The organism is uncultured Leptotrichia sp. (genome assembly GCF_938036635.1).
GTDB lineage: Bacteria > Fusobacteriota > Fusobacteriia > Fusobacteriales > Leptotrichiaceae > Leptotrichia > Leptotrichia hongkongensis.
In genome coordinates this window covers 1-3107 of record NZ_CALHQO010000180.1, presented here as the reverse complement: position 1 = coordinate 3107, position 3107 = coordinate 1, and the positions used below count along the sequence as shown (strand labels likewise).

2 protein-coding genes are annotated in these 3107 nt (G+C 32.0%); both read right to left on the bottom strand.

Annotated elements, in window-relative coordinates:
- Positions 1 to 225 precede the first annotated feature (225 nt).
- Positions 226 to 1332, bottom strand: a complete 1107-nt coding sequence (locus tag Q0370_RS03610) for a histidinol-phosphate transaminase (protein ID WP_299572253.1) — start codon at positions 1330 to 1332, stop codon at positions 226 to 228.
- 30 nt (positions 1333 to 1362) lie between these two features.
- Positions 1363 to 2868 (bottom strand): cobyric acid synthase, encoded by a 1506-nt coding sequence (locus Q0370_RS03605; protein WP_299572251.1) that lies wholly within the window; start codon positions 2866 to 2868, stop codon positions 1363 to 1365.
- Positions 2869 to 3107 lie beyond the last annotated feature (239 nt).

Below are 3107 nucleotides of genomic sequence, written 5' to 3'. Positions count from 1 at the left end.
AGTAAAATAGTCATAGCCTTTTGAGTTTAGTTTTAAAGCAGTTTTACTATAAAATAATAGGGAATATCTTATAAATCATAAGAATACCCATTTAAAATACTAAAAAACATATCTTCGTCAATTATAACTTTCACTTTATTAGTCGAAAAATCAATACCCAATTCTTCCTCGTTGCCAGAATTTCTTCTATATGAATCATTATCAAATCTGATAAGTTCAAATTTTTTATTCTAAAATTTCTCTCAAAGCCCTAACAACCCTATCATTACTCTTTCTGTCCTTAATTGCCAGCCTAAAAAATCTTTCATCCAAAAATTTAAAATTGGACGCATCTCTTATCAAAATTCCTTCTTCCATCATCTTTTCCCGCAATTTTTTCACATTCAGTCCTTTAGAAATCAGCTCATCTTTTATTTTTACGCAAATAAAGTTTACTTCACTCTTATAAGGCTTTATTCCTGAGATTTCATTCAGTCTTTCATACATGTATCTTTTTTCTTCCGTTATCCAGTTTAATGTCTTTTCTATGTATTCTGTATCATCAAGTACCGTTATTCCAGCCATTTCAGCGATATTGTTAACGCTCCACGGCTCTTTTTTTTCAGCGATTTTCTTTTCTAAATTTTTGTCAAAATAAATTCCATATCCCAATCGTAGTCCTGGAATAGCAAAAAATTTTGTAAATGCACGAGTTACAAACAAATTTTTTTTATTTCCCCCACTATTTACAATGCTTTCCTTTAGTCCATCTTCCAAAAAATCTATAAATGCTTCATCTATAAACAGTTTTGTATTATATTTATTGCATTCTTTAAGTATTTCTTCAGTTTCAGACAGTTTCAAAAATTTTCCTGCGGGATTATTAGGATTGCATATTATCAACAAATCATATTTTTTCTCAAGTTCCTTTTTTAATTTCCCAATATTAAGCCTAAACTCATCTTTTTCTTCTAATTCAAAATATTCAATTTCAATTTTTTGACTTTCAGAATTTTTACACGCTCTTACTGCCCTTTCATATTCCCCAAAAGTAGGCGACACAATCAGCACTTTTTCGGGCTTTATTACTTTTATGAACAAAAATATAGCTTCTGTCGCACCATTCCCCAGCACAATATTTTCCAGCTTAATTTTATTCAGCTGAGCCAATTTTTCACGTAATTCTATATAATCAGGGTCAGGATACCTCTCAAGAATCCCAATATTTTCTGTAATCTTACGTTTTAGGCTCTCAGGCACTCCGTAAGGATTGATATTTGAACTGTAATCCAGTATTTCTGTTATATTTTTTTCCCTGAATATTTTATAAATATTACCACCATGAAAATCCATTTTTTCCTCCATTTTGACAAACAAGAATTTTTATTTAATTCCCATTATTTCATAAACCTTATCAATATCCACATTTTCTCTCAAAATTTGTGCCAATTTATCGTATTCCCTGTTTTTATATTCTTTGAAACTAAAGTCTTCATCGACTTTGTCTAGCCCTTTAAGTTTTCTTACTTCGTTCAGAAAATGATTTGTAAATTCAGAATTGTCAAATATTCCGTGAATATAAGTTCCGACAACATTTCCTTTTACAGCGCCTTTTAGCTTTTCATCGTCAAAGATACATTTTATCTTGGTTTTTTCCTCGTGTACAGGATAGCTGTAGCCTTGATGTATTTCATAGCCTTTTATTTCAATGCCTTCCATTCCAGCGAGTATTCCGTCTGCATTTTTTATTTTATTTTCATACTGTGTTGTTGTTTTTGCCATTTCCATAACTGTTTCTATGTCTAATAAATCTAAGCCTGAAATTTCTTTTAGATTAGACTCAATATTTTGAGGATCCATTATTTTTTGTCCCATTATTTGAAAACCGCCACAAATTCCAAATACTATCGTTCCTCTTTTTGCAAGCCTTATAATTTCCCTGCTTATATTTTTATCAATCAAGTCCTTCATGTCTTCCACAGTATTTTTGGAGCCAGGAATAATAATAATATCCTCATCTCCAAGTTCAGAGCTTTTTGTAACGTATTTCAAGGAAACATCGTTATAATGGCTAAGTGCGTCAATATCTGTAAAATTCGATATATGTTTTAGTTTAATAACTGAAATCCGAATTTTCCCTTCTTTTTTCACGTTATACTTATCAATCCCTAAACTGTCCTCTTCCTCAATTCCAAGCGGTACAAACGGCACTACTCCCAGAACAGGCACATTTGTCAACTCTTCAATCATCTCAATTCCAGGAGTCAAAAGGCTTTTGTCCCCTCTAAATTTGTTTATAATTACACCTTTTATACGTTTTTTCTCACTTTCCTCAAGAAGCATAATTGTCCCGTAAATTGATGCAAAAACACCGCCTCTGTCAATATCAGCAACCAAAATAACAGGCGAATCAGCCATTTCTGCCATTCCTGTATTTACAATATCATCTTCCTTCAAGTTAATTTCCGCAGGGCTTCCTGCCCCTTCCAGCACGCAAATATCAAAGTTATCCCTTATGTGATTATACGCCGCCATTATATCCTTTTTTAAATTATGTTTATAGGCAAAATATTCCCTTGCATCCATATTTTTGTAAACTTTTCCATTCACAATAACCTGTGATTTTCTGTCTGTTGTAGGCTTTAATAATATCGGATTCATAAATGCCTGAGGCTCGATATTAGCCGCTTCAGCCTGCACCACCTGAGCTCTCCCCATCTCTTTTCCATCCTTCGTAATAAACGAATTTAAAGCCATATTCTGTGACTTGAACGGCACCACACTATACCCATCCTGATAAAATATTCTGCAAAATCCTGCATTGATTATGCTTTTTCCCACATTAGAACCTGTCCCCAGCAACATTATATTTTTATGTTTTCTTCCCATAAATACTGCTCCTATTTTAAATTTATCTAAAAAGTTTATTTATTCCCATTAAAATAATTATAACAGATAAAAATGCCATAAGCAAATTGGATTTGTAAAAAAACTTATTTTCTTTTAAATTTTATTCTGTCCAATATTTTCTTAACTTTATCGCTATGAAATGCTCCAATTGTATATGAGATATGTGAGATTGTACAAAAAATATATACTGTTGTCTGTCCCGCCTCAAATTCATTATT